The 18,208-nt window shown below is 64.6% G+C and carries 17 protein-coding genes; 13 read left to right on the top strand and 4 right to left on the bottom strand.

Going from position 1 to position 18,208, the window contains the following annotated elements; translation table 11 throughout:
- Positions 1 to 35: 35 nt before the first annotated feature.
- Together HGI30_RS17370 and HGI30_RS17365 are read right to left on the bottom strand one after the other, a co-directional pair.
- A complete protein-coding gene (locus HGI30_RS17370) occupies positions 36 to 830 on the bottom strand; it encodes an SDR family NAD(P)-dependent oxidoreductase (RefSeq protein WP_168908707.1) in 795 nt (264 codons plus the stop codon).
- A gap of 41 nt (positions 831 to 871) precedes the next feature.
- Complete coding sequence (locus tag HGI30_RS17365) at positions 872 to 1,912, bottom strand: AraC family transcriptional regulator (RefSeq protein ID WP_168908706.1); 1,041 nt, start codon at positions 1,910 to 1,912, stop codon at positions 872 to 874.
- Between the two features lie 215 nt (positions 1,913 to 2,127).
- Here HGI30_RS17365 and HGI30_RS17360 point away from each other — a divergent pair, with 215 nt between their 5' ends.
- The 8 genes from HGI30_RS17360 to HGI30_RS17325 all read left to right on the top strand — a co-directional run bounded on the left by HGI30_RS17360 (position 2,128) and on the right by HGI30_RS17325 (position 10,931).
- Entirely contained in the window at positions 2,128 to 2,775 is a 648-nt protein-coding gene (locus tag HGI30_RS17360) for a TetR/AcrR family transcriptional regulator (RefSeq protein WP_168908705.1), read from the top strand.
- Positions 2,776 to 2,788: 13 nt separating this feature from the next.
- A complete protein-coding gene (locus HGI30_RS17355; protein WP_168908704.1) occupies positions 2,789 to 3,898 on the top strand; it encodes a YhgE/Pip domain-containing protein in 1,110 nt (369 codons plus the stop codon).
- A 562-nt stretch (positions 3,899 to 4,460) separates the two neighbouring features.
- A complete protein-coding gene (locus HGI30_RS17350) occupies positions 4,461 to 6,278 on the top strand; it encodes an APC family permease (RefSeq protein ID WP_168909943.1) in 1,818 nt (605 codons plus the stop codon).
- A 215-nt stretch (positions 6,279 to 6,493) separates the two neighbouring features.
- The gene (locus HGI30_RS17345; protein ID WP_206109942.1) at positions 6,494 to 7,372 is read left to right on the top strand and encodes a VOC family protein; all 879 of its coding nucleotides are present in this window, start codon (positions 6,494 to 6,496) and stop codon (positions 7,370 to 7,372) included.
- 71 nt (positions 7,373 to 7,443) lie between these two features.
- Positions 7,444 to 7,707, top strand: a complete 264-nt coding sequence (locus tag HGI30_RS17340; protein WP_168908703.1) for a DUF3886 domain-containing protein — start codon at positions 7,444 to 7,446, stop codon at positions 7,705 to 7,707.
- 202 nt (positions 7,708 to 7,909) lie between these two features.
- On the top strand, positions 7,910 to 8,188 hold the full coding sequence (locus HGI30_RS17335; protein ID WP_168908702.1) for a hypothetical protein: 279 nt from the start codon (positions 7,910 to 7,912) through the stop codon (positions 8,186 to 8,188).
- Positions 8,189 to 8,191: 3 nt separating this feature from the next.
- Complete coding sequence (locus HGI30_RS17330; RefSeq protein WP_206109940.1) at positions 8,192 to 8,965, top strand: alpha/beta fold hydrolase; 774 nt, start codon at positions 8,192 to 8,194, stop codon at positions 8,963 to 8,965.
- A 547-nt stretch (positions 8,966 to 9,512) separates the two neighbouring features.
- A complete protein-coding gene (locus HGI30_RS17325; protein WP_168908701.1) occupies positions 9,513 to 10,931 on the top strand; it encodes a family 43 glycosylhydrolase in 1,419 nt (472 codons plus the stop codon).
- 18 nt (positions 10,932 to 10,949) lie between these two features.
- On the opposite strand, the gene HGI30_RS17320 is transcribed toward HGI30_RS17325, so the two are convergent.
- Together HGI30_RS17320 and HGI30_RS17315 are read right to left on the bottom strand one after the other, a co-directional pair.
- On the bottom strand, positions 10,950 to 11,285 hold the full coding sequence (locus HGI30_RS17320) for a type II toxin-antitoxin system PemK/MazF family toxin (protein ID WP_168908700.1): 336 nt from the start codon (positions 11,283 to 11,285) through the stop codon (positions 10,950 to 10,952).
- A complete protein-coding gene (locus tag HGI30_RS17315; RefSeq protein WP_235680170.1) occupies positions 11,282 to 11,548 on the bottom strand; it encodes an AbrB/MazE/SpoVT family DNA-binding domain-containing protein in 267 nt (88 codons plus the stop codon). The genes HGI30_RS17320 and HGI30_RS17315 overlap by 4 nt, the downstream gene beginning before the upstream one ends.
- A 237-nt stretch (positions 11,549 to 11,785) precedes the next feature.
- Here HGI30_RS17315 and HGI30_RS17310 point away from each other — a divergent pair, with 237 nt between their 5' ends.
- From HGI30_RS17310 to HGI30_RS17290, 5 genes are all read left to right on the top strand, one after another.
- Positions 11,786 to 13,084, top strand: a complete 1,299-nt coding sequence (locus HGI30_RS17310; protein WP_168908698.1) for an ABC transporter substrate-binding protein — start codon at positions 11,786 to 11,788, stop codon at positions 13,082 to 13,084.
- A 111-nt stretch (positions 13,085 to 13,195) separates the two neighbouring features.
- Positions 13,196 to 14,083 (top strand): carbohydrate ABC transporter permease, encoded by an 888-nt coding sequence (locus HGI30_RS17305; protein WP_168908697.1) that lies wholly within the window; start codon positions 13,196 to 13,198, stop codon positions 14,081 to 14,083.
- Positions 14,084 to 14,923, top strand: a complete 840-nt coding sequence (locus tag HGI30_RS17300) for a carbohydrate ABC transporter permease (protein ID WP_168908696.1) — start codon at positions 14,084 to 14,086, stop codon at positions 14,921 to 14,923.
- Positions 14,924 to 15,020: 97 nt separating this feature from the next.
- Complete coding sequence (locus HGI30_RS17295; protein ID WP_235680169.1) at positions 15,021 to 16,685, top strand: glycoside hydrolase family 43 protein; 1,665 nt, start codon at positions 15,021 to 15,023, stop codon at positions 16,683 to 16,685.
- Between the two features lie 63 nt (positions 16,686 to 16,748).
- The gene (locus HGI30_RS17290; RefSeq protein WP_235680168.1) at positions 16,749 to 18,197 is read left to right on the top strand and encodes an extracellular solute-binding protein; all 1,449 of its coding nucleotides are present in this window, start codon (positions 16,749 to 16,751) and stop codon (positions 18,195 to 18,197) included.
- Positions 18,198 to 18,208: the final 11 nt, after the last annotated feature.

Here is an 18,208-nt window from a genome sequence, read left to right as displayed (position 1 = left end):
GGGGAGATCGCGGCGGAGCATCGCGGCGGGACCCGTTAGAAGATCGTGGGCACCAGCCCGCCGTCCATGCGGATCGGAGAGCCGCGGAACGGCGAGGCATGGGGGCTGCACAGGAAGGCGACGAGGCGGCCGATCTCGGCCGGACGGAGGAAGCGCCCGAGCTCGGATTGCGGCATGACCTCGCTCATGAACCGACGCTCCTTTTCCTCCAGCGTCAGCTCTTCGCCTGCATAGAGCCCCTCGATGATGCCGGATACCTTTTCCGTCATCGTCGGACCGGGGAGAATCGTGTTGACCGTCACATCCGTCCCTGCCGTCAGCCGCGACAAGCTTCGGGCCAGCGAGAGCAGCATCGTCTTGGTCATGGCGTAGGCGGGCATCTGTCCGGACGGCATGACGGCTTCCTCGCTGGCGATGAAGAGAATTCGTCCGAAGCCTCGTTCCTTCATTCCAGGCAGATAATGCTTCGTCAGCGCGTTCGCAGCGAGCACGTTCGTCCGTACATACTGCTCCCACTCTTCCTCGCTCGTCTCTTCGTAGGATTGGATGCCGTACACGCCCATGCTGTGGATCAGCATGTCCACCGCCGGATGATCGCGGAGGAGAGCTGCCCTCTGCTCCGGATCGACGAGATCGGCTGCTGCCGCGCGGCACAAGGACTCGGGATAGGCTGCCTTGATTTCAGCCGCGACCCGCTCCGCCTCCGTCCGGCTTCGTCCATGGACGAGCACATGGACGCCTTCCTTGGCCAATTCGAACGCGATCGCCTTGCCGATGCCTTTTGTCGATCCGGTCACAAGCGCCGTTCGGCCTTTCACTTCCAGTTTCATCGAGTTGAACCTCCTTCGTTTCCCTTGACGATGATACCGGGTCAGGGCGAATCCGTAAGGAGCGGCGGACGACACTTTTGTTGCGCAGCGCGCCAATCTGCCGGCGTGGCGTTCTCCCAGCGGCGAAAAGCCCGGTAGAACGAGCTCGAGTCCTCGAAGCCGATCCGGAAGGCGATGTCCTTGATCTCGATCCGGGCATCGGCCAGATAGGCTCGCGCCAGCTCGCGCCTGGCCTCGTCGACCAGCAGCTTGAAGCTCGTTCCCTCGTCGGCCAGCCGGCGCTGGAGCGTACGGGAGCTGAGGCCGAGCGTTTTGGCGGCTGTCTGGATCGAGGGCCGGCCGTCGGGGAGGCTGCGCTTGATCGCCCGCAACGCTTGATCGGCTGCGGGCTGGCGGACCGTCCGCTCGTCCAGCGTCTGCTTCAAGGCAGGCGTCAGGATGTCGAGCAGCTCTTCGTTGGAGGTGACGAAGGGCAGATCGAGATCGCCTCGCGATAGCGTCAGGCGGCTGCGCGCCCCGCCGATGCGGATCGCGCAGCCGAAGTACGCTTCGAGCGCCGCGACGTCTCCGCTCATCTCCGCGAGCTCGACGCTCCGCGCGCGGAGCGGCTTGCCGGTTCCTTTGCGTCCCAGCTCGAGCAGGAAGGCCAGCGTCAGCGCCTGCAGCAGCGGCGGCGGGGCCGGACCGGCAGCAGGCGGCTCCAGCTCGAGCCTGCAGTGGGCTCCTTGCTCGTCCATGGTGAGGCCTTCCGGCGGACAAAGCGGCTTGTAGCGGGCCATGCGTCGAAGGGCGTCGCGGTAGTCCCGAGCATGGTAGCTGGCGAGCACCGAAGGAGGATAGGCGGCGGGCGCATACGCGCTCGCCAAATCCATCGCGCTTCTCGCCATATCGCCGGTCAGCGCGGCATAAGCTCGCCATAGGGCGAAGTAGTGGTCGCGGGACACGTACGGCCGGCTCAGGAGCGAGAGCGGCACGCCGGCCTCGGCGGCCAGCTCCGCCTCGGCGACGCCGGTGCGGCGGAAGGCCGCCCATAGGCCGGGCGGGACTCCGATCGGATGCGGATCAAGCGAGGACAGGGGCATGTCGGACCTCCGTTCACGAAAAAGATAAAAGGGATGAAGCAAGTGAATGTCTATCGTACCCGACTCGTCCGAAAAAGAAAATCGGGAGCGCGGGGCTCATGGCCGGCCAACCCCGATAACCGCTCTTGACCCGGAAGGCATGGAATGCTATAACGGATTAAGTGAGTGAGTACTTACTATTCGAATCGCATGCGAAAGGATGAGGTGAGCCGAGCTTGTCCAGCAATCTGTTTCAAGAAATCCTGCTCTCGAACGCGTCCAAGCTGTCGGTCAAGCAAGAACGGATCGTCGAGGCGGCCATTCAATTGTTCGCCGAGAAGGGCTATTCCAATACGTCGACGGCGGAAATCGCCAAGGCGGCCGAGGTGTCGGAGGCGAGCATTTTCAAGCAATACGGAACGAAAGAGAAGCTGCTGCTTCATCTGATCGTTCCTCGCGTCAAGGAGTTTTTCCCGGTCATGGCGGAGGAGGTCATCGGCAGCATCGTCCGGACTAACTCCTCGCTCGAAGGCTTCCTGCGGGCCTTCCTCCAGAACCGGGTCCAATTCGCGCTGGAGAACAAGGATATCCTCCGCGTCCTCATCAAGGAGCTCGTCTACAAGGAGGAGATCAAGAAGGAGATCCTCCCCTATCTGGCCGATGTCGCGGCATCGCGGCTCTTGCCGGTCATCGAGCTGTTCCAGGAGCGGGGAGAGCTCGCGCAGCTGCCTCCGCGAACGGTCATGAGGATGCTCTTTACGTTTATCGGCGGATTTTTCGCCTCGCGCTTCGTGCTTTTGAATCAAGACCATGTGACGAACGAGGAGATCGAGGACGCGGTCCGCTTCATGCTGGACGGCATTCGGAATCCATCATCTGACTAAAGGAGAGGGTCTTATGTTGCAGACTAAAGAAAAAAGGCTCGTCCTGCTCGCGCCGGTCCTTGCCTTGCTCATCATCTTCGTATTTTCGCTCACGCTGTTTCCGTCCGTGCAAGTGAAGCCCCGGCAGCTGCCGATCGCGGTCGTCAACGCGGATCAGGGCATCGCGATCTCCGGTCAGCCGGAGTTGAACCTGGGGGATACGATCGTGAAGACGATCCGCCAGGCCCCCACGGCACCGGGCGAGGAGCCGGCTGTCGAGTGGGTCGTCGTCAAGGACGAGGCCAGGGCGCGGCAAGGCATGAGCGACAAGGACTATTACGCCGCGCTCGTCATTCCGGAGGACTTCAGCGCCAAGCAGGCTTCCATGCGGACTCCGTCGCCATCCTCGCCGGAGCTCCGGATCTACCTCAATCAGGGCTTGAACGCAGCGGCAGCGACCGTCGCCGGGCAGGTGCTGGACGGCGTCGTCGGCACGCTGAACGAGAAGCTGCGCGCTCAGACGCTGGATGCGCTCCGAGCCCAAGGCGCTTCGCTGACGCCCGATCAGGCGGCGGCGTTGGCCGCTCCGATCGCCAAGAAGGTGATTCCCTTCAACGAGATCGGGACAAAAAGCGCAAACGGCAACGCGCCCGTCTCGTTGTTCCAGCCGCTTTGGATGGCAAGCATGGCTTGCTCCGCCGTCCTTTTCCTGGCCTTCTCCAAAGCCGCTGCCGGACGGAACCGTCCGCTTGGCGCGAAGCTCCTGCATATCGGAGCGGGAGCCGTCGTCGCGCTCCTCGTCGGGTTCGGCTTCGCCTGGATCGCCAGGGACATGATCGGGCTCGCGATTCCGCGGTTCGCCGACACGGCCCTGTTCCTCGCGATCGCGTTCTTCAGCTTCTTCCTGCTGATTACGGCCGTGGTGTCCTGGCTGGGCCTCAAAGGCATCGCCCTGTTCGCGCTGATGCTGTTCTTCGGCGCTCCGCTGCTCGCGCTGGCGCCTGAGATGATGTCGCCGTTCTACCGCGACTGGATCCATCCGTGGCTGCCGATGCGCTTCCTGGTCGATGGACTTCGCGAGCTGTTCTTCTTCGGCAAAGGGCTGAACTGGAACCACGCCACGGCAGCGCTCACCTGGGTCTGACTCGGAGGAGCGGCGGTCACGATCGCGTCGGCCTTCAAGCCGGGCGCTGCTTCGGCGCGCAGCCGCCGCCAAGAGTCTGCTTGACAGGGAAATAGGTCGGATAACTGACTGAGGACAGCACGGCAAGCGCAGCGGATTATAGAACGAAACGCGCCGGCGATCGATCGCCGGCGCGTTTTTGGGTTGAAAAAAAGTGACCCGCCGGTGGCAGCCGGCAGGTCCAAGGTGTTGCTCTATTCAAAGGGGGGTCATAGCTCTAGTTTAAGCCGTAAAACTTAAAGGAACCTGAACGCGATATCTCAATCCTGTTACAAACGGAGGCCCGACCCTGGGCGAAGGGCGCGGAAGAAGCTTTGTTCGGGGCATCCTAAAAAAGAACGGCTTGACCCTGGTTCGCACCCGGTCCGAAACGGTAAAGGAAAGAAGTGAGAAGCTTAGATGTAAAAGGTTATTTACAGCGACCAGGACCGGGTGTAACATACATCATGGCTCCGGGCTGACGGAGGTCGGCACGCATCCAACCATGTCAGGCGCAGCGCGCGCAAAGGGGAAAGCAAGCATGATGGCAAACCGCATGAAACGGCTGCTCATCGGCCGGCCGATGAAAAGCAAGGAGCTCGAAGGAGAGAAGCTGGGACGGCTGAAGGCGCTGGCCATCCTTTCCTCGGACGCTCTGTCCTCTGTCGCCTACGGCACGGAGCAGATCCTGATCGCCTTGATGGTCGCGGGCTTCGCCGCCGTCTGGTACAGCATCCCGATCTCGATCGCGGTGCTCGGCCTGCTGCTGATCCTCATCCTCTCGTACCGCCAGACGATCTACTCCTATCCGATGGGCGGCGGCGCCTATGTCGTCGCCAAGCACAATCTCGGCACGACGACCGGCCTGCTGGCCGGCAGCTCGCTGCTGATCGACTACATCCTGACCGTGGCGGTCAGCGCCTCGGCCGGCACCGACGCGATCACGTCGGCCTTTCCTTCGCTGCACGACCACCGGGTCGCGATCGCGACGGTCGTCATCCTGTTCCTGACGCTCTTGAATCTGCGCGGCGTCACCGAGTCGGCCTCGGTGCTCGCGATCCCGATCTACCTGTTCGTCGTGTCCATCTTCGTGCTCATCATCTCCGGCGTCGTCCGCTACCTGACCGGAGGCACGCATCCGGACATTCCGGAGATCGGCACGGCCGTCAGCAACGTCAGCCTGTTCCTGCTGCTCAAGGCGTTCAGCTCCGGCTGCTCGGCGCTGACCGGAGTGGAGGCCGTGTCCAACGCGATCCCGAACTTCAAGCAGCCGGCCGAGCGCAACGCCGCCGCCACGCTCGTCATGATGGGCGTCATCCTCGGCAGCATGTTCCTCGGCATCAGCGTGCTGGCGTACTGGTACGGCATCACGCCGAGCAGCAACGAGACGGTCGTGTCGCAGATCGCCGCCTCCACGTTCGGGCGCGGCTTCCTCTACTATTTCATCCAGGGCGTGACGGCGCTCATCCTGTTCCTGGCCGCCAACACGGCGTATTCGGCGTTTCCGCTGCTGGCGTTCATGCTGGCCAAGGACAAATACATGCCGCATGCGTTCATGGTGCGCGGCGACCGGCTCGGCTTCTCCAACGGCATCCTCTTCCTCGCCGCGTTTTCGATCGTGCTTGTCGTGCTGTTCGGCGGCAATACGGAGAACCTGATCCCGCTGTATGCGGTCGGCGTCTTCATCCCGTTCACGCTGTCGCAGCTCGGCATGATGGTGCGCTGGGTGCGGCAGAGGCCCAAGGGCTGGGGCGGCAAGCTGGCGATCAATACCGTCGGCATGCTGACGACGCTCAGCATCACGCTCATCTTCATCTTCACCAAGTTCGCCCAGGTGTGGATGGTGTTCATCTTTCTCCCGGTCGTCATGTGGCTGTTCCTGCGCATCCATCGCCATTACGTCAAAGTCGCCGACGAGCTGCGCATCGACCTCTCCGCCGACAAGCCGACCATCAAGGGCAGCACCGTCGTCGTGCCGGTCGCCGGCATCACGCGCGTCGTCAGCAACTCGATCGGCTACGCCAAGTCGCTGACCGACAATGTCGTCGCGGTCTATGTCGGCTTCGACGACGACTCCATCGAGCGGATGGAGGCCAAGTGGGCGGAGTGGAACCCGGGCGTCCGGCTCATCGTGCTGCGCTCCAGCTACCGGAGCATCACGCGGCCGCTGCTCAAGTTCATCGATACGGTGGAGTGGAAGACGGCCGAGACCGATCACATCACGATCCTCATCCCGCAGTTCGTGACGAAGCATTGGTGGCAGCACATCCTGCACAACCAGACCGGTCTGCTGCTGCGCACCTATTTGTTCAATCGCAAGGACATCGTCATCGCGACGGTTCCTTACCATCTGAAGCATTGACGGGGGAGAGCCGTGGCCTTGGCCGCAGCGGCCAATCGGATTTGGATGAAGCCGCCCGGAAAGGGCAGGATACGGAATAGCACAAAGGGACGAGGCGGGCGCTGGCCGCAGCGTCCCTTTTCCGTTGGCATGAATCGGCATCCGCCGACGGTTGCATCCATTTACTTTATGTATTATACTAACTAAAAATAAGTAACTAATGAGGTGCATCCACCATGAACCATCCTTTGCAAGGCACGATCGATCCCAATGTCCGCATCGGCAAGGTCCGGCTCAAGATCCGCGATCTGGACCGCTCCATCGCCTACTACCGCGACATCCTCGGCTTCCGTCTGCTCAGCCGTGCCGAAGGCGAAGCCGCGCTGGGCCATGCCGGAGCGGACGAAGTTCTGCTGGAGCTGGAGGAAAGGCCGGATGCCGCCGCGGTTGACCGCCGCTCGGCGGCCGGGCTGTACCATTTTGCCGTGCTGCTGCCGGATCGCCGGTCGCTCGGGCTCGTGCTCCGCAACATGGCGGAGGCGGGCATCCATATCGGCCAGGGCGACCACTGGGTCAGCGAGGCGCTGTACATCACCGATCCCGACGGCAACGGCATCGAGATTTACCGGGACCGCCCGCGCAGCGAGTGGACGTACGACGAGAGCGGCCATGTGCGCATGGGCACCGATCCGGTCGACGCCGAAGGCCTGCTCGCGCTGGCGGAGGGACAGCCGTGGGAAGGGCTGCCGGACGGCACGGTCATCGGCCATGTCCATTTCCACGTGGCGGACCTGGAGGCGTCCCGCCAGTTCTACTGCGGCCTGCTCGGCTTCGATCTGATCGTCGACGGCTGGCAGTCGATGGGCGCGCTGTTCATCTCGGCCGGCGGCTATCACCATCATATCGGCCTCAACATCTGGGCCGGGCGCGGCGCGAAGCATCCGCCGGAGCATGCCGTCGGCCTGAAGTTCGGCACGATCCTGTTCCCGGACGCGGCGACCCGGGAAGCTGCGGCGGATCGGCTGCGGGAAGGCGGAGTCGACGTCCGCGCAGCCGAGGGCGAGCTGGAGGTCATCGATCCGTCCGGCATCACGCTGCGCCTGTCGATCGGCTGAGATGCCGGGAGAGGCGCGCTGTGGTATAATCGCCTGCGAGCAAGCTAGAGGCGAGGGGAGGATGCCGCATCATGGCCAAAAAGAACCGGGGACGCGCGCCGGAGCCGCGTCCGGAAGCGGCGGCGAAGGCGGCCACGCTCAAGGACCTGCTGCCGGCGGAGCTCGTCGACCGCCTGAAGAACCAGGCAAGCGACATGCGCGCGGAGCAGGAGCGGGTCCGCGAGGAGGAGCGCCAGCGCGCCGAGGAAGCCCGCAAGGCGGAGCAGAAGCGCAACGAGAGCAGCATGGAGTATTTGCTGGAGAACAGCAGCATGGACTGGAAGAGCTACAAATAAGAGGCGATCTGACGCGCTTCCCGGAGCGCCGGAGATCGTCCGCGAGGCCCTCTTCCCTTTTACGGGAGCAGGGCTTCTTTGCTGTTTCACCCGGACTCGCGGTGGTAATAAAGGAAGCGGACGGCAGCGAGGCTGCCCGGCTCGGAGCGTAACGGGCCCATCCGAACCGAACGAAAGCGAGAACTCAGGAGGTACGACCACCATGGAATTCATGATCGAGATGAACGGATATAGCAAGCGGGACGACAGATCGGCCGAAGGCTTCGCCGCCTGCCGAGCGGAGCTGGAGGAGCTGGAAGTGACGCTGGCCGAGATGCGGCAGTACGTCGAGCGCTACCCCGAGGACGAGACGGGCGTGCTGCATCTGCAGCAGTTCGAGCGCAAGCGCGCGGCGCTCGCCGGCGAGCTGGAGCTGCTCGATACGGCGATCCTCGCCTGCTCGATCGTCGGCAGGGAGACGGCCGCTGCGCTGTACGTCTAGCCGATGAGCGGATCTGCCGAGCATCAAGTCCGGCGGAAGCGCCAGCGCAGGGCCAAGGCGGCGATGTGGATCGCCGCCTCGCTGCTCCTGCTGGCGGCAGCCGGGCTGATCGGGCTGAAGTCGCTGGACTGCGGACCGTCCGCCGAGGCCGAGGAAGCGCTGCAGGCGAGCGGAGTGGAGATCGAGCAGGCTGGCTCCTATATCGCCTTCGCCCCGGCGGGCGATCCCAGAAGCCCGTCCGTGCTGCTGTACCCCGGAGCGCTCGTCGATGAGCGCAGCTACGCGCCGCTCGCGCTGGAGCTCTCCCGCCAGGGCTACCCGGTCTACCTCATCCGCATGCCGCTCGACCTCGCCGTGCTGGGAGGCAGCCGGGCCGACGAGGTGCTGGACTCGGCCCCGGACGGGAGCTTCGTCATCGGCGGCCATTCCCTGGGCGGCGTGATGGCGGCGCGGTATGCGGCCGAGCATCCGGACCGGCTGAAGGGCGTGTTCTTCCTCGCCTCCTACCCCGACTCCAAGGGGGACTTGAACGGAACCGGCCTGAAGGCTCTGTCGGTGTTCGCCACGAACGACCAGGTGATGGACCGAGGCGACTGGGGCAAGGCCAAACGCTGGCTTCCGCCGGATACGGCATACGTGCCGATCGAAGGCGGCAACCATGCCGGCTTCGGCGCTTACGGCGCGCAGCGGGGCGACGGCAAGTCGAGCCTGCCCGCAGGCAGACAGACGCTTCAGACGGCGCAGGCGATGGCCGAATGGCTGGAGAGCCTGCCCTGACAGCGGTCCTCCCGCGCGGCTCCTGCCGCAGAGGAATGGAAGCAGCAAACGAGACGAAGCCGCAGGAAGCGGCTTCGTCTCGTTTGCGTTCCACCAAGCTCCGCGGCAACGATTCCTGATGCGCTTAGAGGCCCATATTCCGCCTTCATCATCGACGAACGACGCGTCAGACGCTTAAACCGCTCCAGCGCCCCCGTTCCGCTCGTTTTTTTCGCTTTTTTAGCCGCTAAGCCCGCCACGCGTCGTTAGGCATTGTAATGGCGTCATTTCGACCTGCTAACGCTCTGATCCGTCGTCAGCTCCCTGCCTTCGGAGAGGGAAGCATTTCGGCCGCACGAACCGCACCGGAACGGTTCCAGATGGACGACGCGGGCGCCGACGATCCTGTTCGAGTCCGGTCTACGTGCCCATTAGCGTCCCATCCGATGCCAACATCTAGAAATACGTCCGGCATCCGCAAAAGGATGTCCTGGAAGCGCTTCCCTCCTTGCGCTAGACTGGGCTTGGCGCATTCCGAACATGCGACCATCCCAAGGAGGAATCGATCATGTTGAAACGCCTTGCCCTGCTCGCCGCCGCCTGCTGCCTCGCCCTCACGCTGCTGCTGCCGCTCGGGACCGAGCGCGCGCATGCCGCCCCGGCCTCGAATTTCTTCAACGTCATCAAGCAGGACGGAGCCGACCCGTGGATGTACAAGCATACGGACGGCTACTACTACTACACGCAGACGACGGGCGGCAACATCACGCTGTCGCGCTCCAGGACGATCACCGGCATCGACGCCGGCGAGAGCGCCGTCGTCTGGACGCCTCCCGCAGGCACAATGTACAGCTCCAACCTGTGGGCGCCGGAGCTGCATCATCTCGACGGCAAATGGTACGTCTACTTCGCGGCCGACAACGGCAGCAACGAGAACCATCGCATGTACGTGCTGGAGAACGCCAGCGCCAACCCGCTGACCGGCAGCTGGACGCTCAAGGGCAAGATCAGCGATGCGACCGACCGCTGGGCGATCGACGGCACCGTGCTGACCGTCGGCGGCAGCCGCTACTTCCTCTGGTCCGGCTGGGAGGGAACGGTCAACGACAAGCAGCATCTGTACATCGCGCAGATGAGCAACCCGTGGACGATCAGCAGCGCGCGCACGCGCATCGCCACGCCGACGTACGGCTGGGAGACGAACACGACGCCGCAGGTCAACGAAGGCCCGCAGGTCATCGTGCGCGGCGGCACGATCAGCCTCGTCTACTCGGCCAGCGGCAGCTGGACCGACGGCTACTGCCTCGGACTCATCACCGCCGGCACGTCCGCGAACCTGCTGAACGCCTCTTCCTGGACGAAAAAAAGCACGCCGATCTTCGCCAGCGGAAACGGCGTCTATGGCCCCGGCCACCACAGCTTCACCAAGTCCCCGGACGGGTCCGAGGACTGGATCGTCTACCACTCCGCCCGCTGGCAGGGCGCCGGCTGGACGCGCCAGGTGCGCGCGCAGAAGTTCGGCTGGAACGCCGACAACACGCCGAGCCTCGGCTCGCCCGCCGCTCCGAACGCGCCGATCGCGATCCCGTCCGGCGAGCCGTCCCGCGAACGCTATGAAGCCGAGAACGCCGCCCTCGGCGGAGGGGCCGCCGCGACCAACGAGGCGAGCGCCTCGGGCGGCCGCAAGGTCGGCTACATCGACACGGCGGCGAGCTACGTGCAATTCGCGGTCAGCGCGCCTTCGGCGGGCTGGTACGTGCTGGCGGCGCGCACCGGCAACGGCACGAGCGGCCAGCCGTGGGCGATCCACGGCCTGTCCGTGAACGGCGGCGCGGCGTCCAACTTCTACATCGCCTACTCCGGCTGGAACAACTGGGGGACGTCCACGGCCAAGGTCTATCTGAACGCCGGCTCGAACACGATCCGCTTCACGCGCGTCAGCAACTATGCCGAGATCGACAGCCTGGACGTGTTCCCGAGCCTCTGAAGCTTCTGCTAGGAAGCATCAGCTCAGGATGGACCGGACATTGCGAAGGACGGTTTTGAAAAAATCCGAGTCGGGCTGCGTATTTCCGACGACCTTGACTTTCCGTTTCCGAACGTCAAGGCTCGTGAACTGGTCGGTCAGGACGACTCCGGTAAACGCCAGACCCTCCGGAATCGGCACTTCGAACGCATAGTCCTTGGCTTGATTGGTAATGGGACAAACGACTGCAAAGCCAGTGAGCTCATTGAATGCGCTCTCCGACAAGACAAGGGCGGGTCGGCGGCCTGCCTGCTCTCTGCCGGCTTGCGGATCAAAATCGAGCCAGACAAGATCGCCGCGTGCTGGATAAGTCAAATGAGCTCGTCTCCTTCGATTCCTAGATCGACTTCTTCATGCCTCGAAGATTCCGGCTTGATTTTCGAGAGAAGCATGCCGAGGTGCGCCCGCAGATCTTCGTTCGACTCAAGAGGATTCAGCGGACGCAGCAAGATGCAATTATCTTCCGTCAGCACGGCTTCCAATTCCGTGCCTTCAACCAGATTCATCCTTTTTAGAAACTGGTTCGGAATTCGGATGCCGCTGCTGTTGCCCCAACGGCTGAGCGTTACCGTCGTCATAAGGACCATGTCCCTTCGTGTTTGATGGCTCAATTATATCGCGCTCCCTCCCAATTGTATATCCACAGGATATACAAATAAACAGGTTTAGATTCCTATTTCCGAAAATAGGACCTGTAAAAATGTCCACTTCATCTGTAGAAGCGCCATTTTTCGAAGCGCTTCCTTCCCTTACGATAAGGCTATCCAACGAGCGCGGCTCGTGGAAGACCGACCTAAAAAAGGGGAGTATCTCGGATGAGCAAACGCAACCGGAACAAAGCCTCGATTCTCGCCATGACGCTGCTGGTGCCGCTGCTGGCGGCCGGCTGCTCAGGCAACGGCAACGGAAACGGCGGCAGCAACGCGGCGGAAAACGGAGGGAAGGCCTCCGGCGGAGGAAGCGGCAAGGCGACGGAAATCCTGTTCTGGTCCCCATTCTCCGGCTCCGACGGCCCGTTCATGAAAAAGATCGTCGACAGCTACAACAGCTCGCAGGACGCCTACAAGGTGAAGTTCGTCATCCAGCCGAACGGGGAGTACTACAAGCAGCTCGACGTCGCGCTCAGCACCGGCAAGGAGCGGCCCGACCTGATGATTATGCACGTCGACTCCGTGCCGACGTACCAGAGCAAGGACCAGTTGCAGCCGGTCGACGACCTGGCGTCCAAGGCCGGCATCGACGCGGCGGACTTCGCCGAGGCGCCGATCAAGTACGCGACGATCGACAGCAAGCTGTACACGATCCCGCTCGACATCCACCCGGCCGTCATGTACTACAACAAGGACCTGTTCGAAAAAGCCGGCATCGCCGCGCCTCCGACGAACCGCGCCGAGTTCGACGCCGCCGTGGAGAAGCTGACCGACAAGGACAAGGGCGTCTACGGCTACGTCGTGCCGACGCTGTGGCCGCAGCAGTTCATCTTCCCTTCGCTCGTCTGGCAGAACGGCGGCGAGCTGTGGAACGGCACCGACGTCGCCTACAACTCGCCGGAGGCGGTCGAGATGGTGCAGTGGCTGCGGGACATGGTGGAGAAGGGCATCTCGCCGGGCAACGTGCAGCAGGACGGCGAGAATACGCTGTTCCTGCAAGGCAAGAACGCGATCCAGTTCAACGGGCCCTGGATGAAGTCGCAGTTCGACGAGGCCGGCCTGAACTACGGCGTCGCCGTCATGCCGCAGATCGGCAAGGCCAAAAAAGCCGTCTACGCCGGCTCGCACGGCTTCGTCGTGCCGAAGGCGGTCACGGATGCGGATAAGCTCGCCGCGATCGGCGACTTCCTCAAGTTCGTCTCCGGCGACTCGCTCGCTTGGGCGGAATCCGGCCAGGCGGTCGCTTCCAACAAGGTGCTGGAGTCGGCCGAGTTCAAGGCGCTGGAGTTCCAGAGCACGGTCGCAGGCAGCTTCGCCGACGTGCAGTTCGCGCCGAACGTGCTCAACTGGGGCACGATCGTCGAGCCGCTCTGGGGCGAGCTGAGCAACGCCATCCTCGGCAAGAAGCCGGCGCAGCAGGCGATGGACGACGCGGTCGCCAAATCCCGCCAGGCGATGAACTAATCCGGCTTGCCGGGCAAGCGGAAGCGGAAGGACGGCAGAGCGGGCGGTGCGCTCTCTCGTCCTTCTTTCCTTCTCGCCCGCTCGCTGCCCATGAAAGGAAGAACCCATCGGATGAAATGGACCTCGCGGCTCACCTCGTTCCTGTTCGTGCTGCCTTATCTGGCCTGCTTCGGCCTGTTCCTGCTGTTTCCGATCCTGTACGGGGTCGTCATCAGCCTCCAGGACTTCGAGCTGCTCTCCAGCGAGCACGCGTTCGTCGGCCTGGACAACTACGTGTCCATCTTTACGCCGGGCACCTACGAGAACAGCCTGTTCTTCCGCGGCCTGTGGACGACGGCGCAGTTCGTCCTCTACTCGGTGCCGCTGCTCATCTTCGTCGCGCTTGCGCTCGCCATGCTGCTGAACGCGCTGCCGGCCCGCGTGCGCGGCCTGTTCCGCACGTTCTACTTCCTGCCGTACGCGCTCTCGGCGTCGGTCATGGCGGTCATCTGGCTCATGATGCTCGACACCAACGCCGGCTTCATCAACAGCCTGTTCGCGCGGCTCGGCTTCGCCGGCATCCCGTGGCTCACCGACACGCCGTGGGCGTGGGTGTCGCTGATCGGCGCGACGATCTGGTGGACGATCGGCTTCAACATGATTATCTTCATCAACGCGCTCAACGAGGTGCCGGAGGAGCAGTACGAGGCGGCCTCGATCGACGGGGCGGGCGCTTGGTCCAAGTTCGTCTCCGTGACGCTGCCGACGATCCGCCCGGTCCTGCTGTTCGTCATGATTACCTCCACGATCGCCTCGTTCAACATCTATGCCCAGCCGTTCCTGCTGACGCGCGGGGGGCCGGGCGACACGACCCGCGTGCTGCTCATCAACGTGCTCGACCAGGCGTTCGCGCGCAAGGATGTCGGCTCGGCGTCGGCGATGGCGATCCTGATGGCGCTGCTCATCATGGCCGTGTCCGTCGTGCAGTTCAAGCTCACCAATCGGAAGGAGAAGGCATAGATGACGACTTCGAAACGGAACCAGGCGATCCTTCTCCTGCTGGCCACGCTCATCGCCGCGGTCATGGCGCTGCCGCTCGTCTGGATGCTGTCGACCGGCTTCAAGAACGACTTCGAGGCGCTGTCCGGGCGCATGGACTTCCTGCCGCGCAAGCCGACGCTCGACAACTTCCGGCAAGGGCTCGGCGGCGAGCTGATGAATACGCCGGTGCTGCGCTGGATCGCCAACTCGCTGTCCGTCGGCGCCATCGGCACGGCGATCGTGCTGCTCATCGACTCGATGGCCGCCTTCGCGCTGGCGCGCCTGACCGACCTGCCGCTGCGCCGGCTGCTGCTGCCGATGTTCATCGCCTCGCTCATGATTCCGGGCGTGCTGACGTTCCTGCCGATGTACATGGAGTTCAACGCGCTCGGCCTCATCAACACCTATCCCGCGCTCATCCTGCCGGCGACGGCGGGGGCGTTCGGCGTGTTCCTGCTGTACCAGTTCTTCCTCTCGTTCCCCAAGGAGATCGAGGAAGCCGGCCGGATCGACGGCGTCAACAAGTGGCAGCTGTACGCCCGCATCCTCATGCCTTCGGCCGTGCCGATCCTGGTGACGCTCGGAATCTTCACGTTCATGGGCATCTACAACGACTTCGTCTGGCCGCTGTACGCCACGACCTCGCCGGAGATGCGCACGATCACGGCCGGCATCGCGATGATGGCGACCGGCAGCTACACGCAGAGCTACGGCAAGCTGATGGCGATGACGACGGTCGCGGCGCTTCCGGTCGTGCTCATCTTCATCCTCGGCCAGAAGTCGTTCGTCCGCGCGATCACGAGCAGCGGCGTAAAATGACCGCTGCCGCATTCCGAAGGAGAACGGGGCGTTGGACATGAAGCGAAACCGAAGGACGGCGCTGCTCCTGCTTTTGATCGCGGGAGGAGGCTATTGGATGTGGAGCAAGCAAGAACGCTCGGATGAAGCGGGCGCGCCCTACGTCGGACACGGCGGCACGTTCAAGAATACGCTGGCCGAGATCGACACGCCCGATCCGAGCGTCGTCTACGATGGCGGATTCTACTACATGACGTTCACGCATGGCGGGACGGACATCATGGTCATGAAGTCGCGCACGCTCGACTTCCGCGCCGCCGAGCGCAAGGTCGTCTGGCGTCCGCCGGTCGGCGCCGCCTACTCGGCCAATCTGTGGGCGCCGGAGATCCAGCATGTGCGCGGCAAGTGGTACATCTACTTCGCGGCCGACGACGGCGACAACGCCAACCACCGGATGTACGCGCTCGAGGCGGCGACGGACGATCCGCTGGGCGAGTACGCCTTCCAGGGCCAGATCACGGACGAGACCGACAAGTGGGCGATCGACGGGCTGGTCATGGAGCAGGAGGACCGGCTGTACTTCGTCTGGTCGGGCTGGGAGGGCGACGTCAACGAGGCTCAGAACACGTACATCGCTCCGATGAGCGACCCGCTGACGATCAGCGGCCCGCGCGTGCTGCTGAGCCGTCCCGACCTCGAGTGGGAAAAGGCCGGCGGACCGCCGTACATCAACGAGGGCCAGTCGGTGCTGCAGCGGGACGGCCGCGTCCACATCGTCTACTCCGGCGCGGGCAGCTGGACGCCGTATTACAGCCTCGGCGTGCTGTCGCTGCGGGAGGGCGGCGATCCGCTGCGGGCGGACGACTGGAGCAAGCATCCCGAGCCGCTGCTCGCCATGAACGCGGAGGCCGGCGTGTACGGGCCGGGGCACAACTCGTTCGCGCCGTCGCCCGACGGCACGGAGACGTGGCTCGTCTACCACGCGACGAGCGGCGAGTCCGACGGCTGGGCCAACCGCAAGGCGCGCGCCGCCAAGGTCGGCTGGACCGGCGGCGGGCTGCCGGACTTCGGCAAGCCGCAGCCGCTGGCGGCGGCGATCGAGGCGCCGTCCGGCATGGGCGTCCTGCGGGCCGAGGAGGCCCGTGCCGAAGGCGATGCGCTCGTGTTCAGCCACATCGCCTCCACCGTCGAGACGACGGTGCCGGTGCTGCTGCAGTACCGGCTCGCGGAAGGCGGCGCGGGGCGGATCGCGCTGAGCTCGTCCGCCGGCGAAGCGGTGGCGGCGGAGCTCGAAGCGACCGCGCCGGGAGAGACCGGCTACGCCTACGCCGAGCTGCTGCTGCCCGAGGGCGGGGGCGAGCTGCGGGCGCAGGCGAGCGGCGGGGCGGAGCTGCTGGCGCTGGAGCTGCCGCGCTTCGAGGCGGAATGGGGCGAGTGGCTCGGCGGCGCGGAGGAGAGCGAGAACGTGCATGCGTCCAGAGGCGCAGCCGCGCTGCTGCATGAGCCTGGCGACGGCGTGCGGCTGCCGAACGTGCGGGTGCCGCAGTCCGGCGCGTACACGGTGTCCGTGGCCGTGCTGAACCCGGCGGATGGCGCGAGGCTGGAGCTGTCCGCCGGCGGGACGAAGCGGACGCTCGACATCGAACCGCAGGAGCGGGGAGAGCTGCGGGTGTACGAAGCGGAGCTGAAGCTGTCCGCCGGGGCCAACGCCATCGAGCTGACGGCGCGAGCCGGCAGCCTGCGCGTCGACTGGGTCGATATCTGGATTCGTCCCGGCGGTTGACGCCGGCAGGGTCCGCAGAGGACACTGGAAGCGACAACGATGAAGCGGCAGGGGGATGGCGTCATGGGAAGCGGCGGATGGTTCGGCGGATACGGCGGATGGAACGCTCGGATGAGCGATGGATGCGGCGGGGAGCGCGAAGGCGGAAAGGCATGGCGGATCGGAGGGCTCGGTACGGGCAAGAACGGCCGTGAACGCCGGAAAAGCGGGAAGGTCCGAGGCGATGGGAACGGCTGGAGGCGGCTCGGGCTGGCCGCCGCGACGGCGGCGCTGCTCGCGGCGGGATGCTCCGGCGCGGCCGATCCGCGGCCCGCTCCCGCTCCGGCGGTCGAGCCGATCGTGCTGGAGTACTGGACGCCGTTCAGCGGCGGCGACAACATTTTCATGACCGATATCGTGGAGGCGTTCAACTCGGAGCATCCGGACATCCGCGTCGAGCAGATCAACTCGCGGCTCGACGACTACTACTCCCGGCTGCGCACGGCGATCCTCGCCGGCAACGCGCCGGACCTGGCGATCGTGCACGCGACGAACCTGCCGCAGTTCGTGCAGAACGGCTACATCGAGCGGCTGGACGAGCCGGCGGCCGCGGCGGGGCTCGACTGGAGCCAGTTCAACGCCAACATCGTCGAGTCGACGCTCTATGCGAACGCGCACTACGCGGTGCCGCTCGACACGCATGCGCTCGTGCTGTACGCCAACCAGGCGCATCTGCGCCGCGCCGGTCTGCTCGGCGAGGACGGCAAGCCGAGGCTGGAGCCGGGCAAGGAGGGCTTTCTCCGCTTCCTGAAGCAGCTCCAGGCGAGCAGCCCGCCCGGCATCGCCCCGCTCGCGCTCCCGAGCACGCGCATCGACTCGGTATGGCTGTGGTGGAGCCTGTACAACCAGATGGACGGCGGCGGCGCGTTCTACAGCGCGGACGGCAGCCGGGCGGTGTTCGACAATCCGCAGGCGCTCGAGGCGCTGGAGCTCGTCGACCGCCTGTACCGGGAGGAGCTGATCCCGCCCGGCATCAACGACGCGTTCCAGCTGTTCCACGACGGCGGCGCGGCGCTGCTCGTCACCGGCATGTGGGGGACGGGCGCGTTCGAGCAGGCGCCGGGGCTGGAGCTGTCGGTCGTGCCGTTCCCTGTCCTGTACGACCATGCCGCCGTCTGGGGCGATTCGCATACGCTGGCGCTGCCGGCCAAGGCCGGCCTGACGCCGGAGAAGCGGGCGGCGGCGCTGACGTTCGCCAAGTGGGCGGTCGAGCACGGCGATCGATGGGCCAAGGCCGGCCATGTGCCGAGCTCCAGCAAGGTCGTCGCGAGCGAGGCGTACGCGCGGCTCAAGTTCCGCAGCGACTACGCGGAGGTGGCCAACGACGTCGCCTACTGGCCGCGCCAGGTGAAGCAGTGGAGCATGATCGAGCTGCTCATCCAGGAATGGGAGCGGATGATCTACCGGCAGCAGACGCCGGCCGAGGCGCTGAAGCGGGCGCAGGCGGCCGTCGACGCGGCGCTGGCCAAGTAGCGGGCGAAGGA

The sequence above is a fragment of the Paenibacillus albicereus genome, from assembly GCF_012676905.1.
Taxonomy (GTDB): domain Bacteria; phylum Bacillota; class Bacilli; order Paenibacillales; family Paenibacillaceae; genus Paenibacillus_O; species Paenibacillus_O albicereus.
Note: the sequence above shows the minus strand (reverse complement) of the source record. Positions and strands in the feature narration are given on the sequence as shown.